Raw genomic sequence first — 1,680 nt, forward strand, 5'->3', positions numbered from 1 at the left:
GGCGGGGCCTGCGGCTGGGTGGGCGCCCCCGGGTCGAAGTGGGCCATGGACGGGGTGGCCGGGCCGTACGGGGCTGCGGCGGCGTGCGGGCCGTGCGGGGCTGCCGGGGCGTACGGGACATTGTGACGTTCCCGGGCCGCGGCCCGGGAACGGTGCAGGGCCCGGGTCTCCACGAACATCGTGCCCAGGACCACCGCGGACGCGGCGGCGAAGCCGAGCGTGCCGGGCATCTCGATCAGGCCGGTCGCGCCGCCGGCGACCCAGGCGAGCTGCATCGCGGTCTCCGAGCGGGCGAACGCCGAGTTGCGGGTGTCCTCGGCGACGTCCCGCTGGATGATGGCGTCCAGCCCGAGCTTGCCGGTCGAGCTGGCCATGGTGACCAGCAGGGCCGCGAGCAGCGAGGTCAGCTTGGTGTAGTTGACGGCAGCGCCCAGGCAGCCGCCGGCGGCCATCAGCAGCGACAGCATCAGCAGCGCTTCCGGCCGTTTACGGCCGAGACGGCCGCCGACGAACACGCCCAGGCCGCTGCCCACCCCGGCGCAGATCGCCAGCCCGGCCAGCCACAGGTTGTTGCCGCCGCTGGTCCGCAGCAGGAACGCCAGGTAGAAGGTGAGGAACCCGACCAGGCCGCGCAGCACCAGCGAGGCGCGCAGGGCCACCGGCAGCCCGCCGAGCGCGCGGCGCAGCCGGCCGGTGATGTCCCGGTGCGGGCGGAAGCGGCCCGCCCCGAGGACGGCGCGTTTCTCACCCGCGGCGGAGTCGACGTGTCCGGGCAGGTTGAAGGCGAGCAGAACACCCGTCATGTAGACGATGGCGCAGATCCGCAGCACCCACGGGTAGCCGATGTAGGGAATGTTGGCGATACCGAGCCCGAGCGGGGCCGCCACCGCCCCGGCCACGATGTTGACCAGGGAGATCCGGGAGTTGACCTTCACCAGGGTCAGTTCCCGGGGGGTCACCCGCGGGATGACCGCGCTGCGGGCCACCCCGAACGACCGGGACAGCATCAGCAGCCCGAGCGCCAGCGGGTAGACCGCCACTCCGTCGAGGGAGCTCGCGAGCTGCCAGGCGAGCATGCCGCGGGCCAGGCAGATCGCGGCCAGGGCGGTCCGGCGGCCATAGGCGAACCTGTCCAGCACCGGGCCGATCACCGGTGCCAGCAGGACGAACGGCACCATCGTGATCAACAGGTACAGGGCGACTTTCGAACGCGCCTCACCGGTGGGTACCGCGAAGAAAAGTGAGCCGGCGAGTGCTACCGTGACCAGCGCGTCCCCGGCCGCGTTGACGAACGAGAGCTCCACCAGGGAGGCGAGCCCGGACTGTTCGGCGCCGCCCCGGCGGGCGGAGGCCCGCAGCCTCCGCACCCTCCTGGCGACACCGGCACCCACGTTCACCATGCTGAGTGTCCTCCCCCCCAGGAGAGCCATCACGACCACGCAGCGCAGTTCCGGAACGTGTAGGCGACAATACGTGCGTGGAGGCTCAGGATGTACAGCTCGGCCCGGCAGCACCCCCGGCACCGGTGAGCGGGGACGCAACGGTGCCCGTCGATCCTGACCGGCCCGTCGACCTGGACCGGCCCGTCGACCCGGACCGGCCTGTTGACCCGGACCGGCCTGTTGACCCGGACCGGCCTGTTGACCCGGACCGGCCTGTTGACCCGGACCGGCCTGTTGA

2 protein-coding genes are annotated in these 1,680 nt (G+C 72.5%); both read right to left on the reverse strand.

All coding sequences use genetic code 11. The features are described from left to right. Positions 1-1,400 (reverse strand): MFS transporter (locus tag AC5LSR_RS22635; protein WP_493468972.1); only part of this gene is annotated, 1,400 nt, incomplete at its 3' end. A gap of 29 nt (positions 1,401-1,429) precedes the next feature. After that, positions 1,430-1,680: hypothetical protein (locus AC5LSR_RS22640; RefSeq protein ID WP_493468973.1), on the reverse strand; the 251-nt coding region annotated here is incomplete at its 5' end.

Source organism: Protofrankia sp. CiP1_Cm_nod4 (assembly GCF_982290645.1).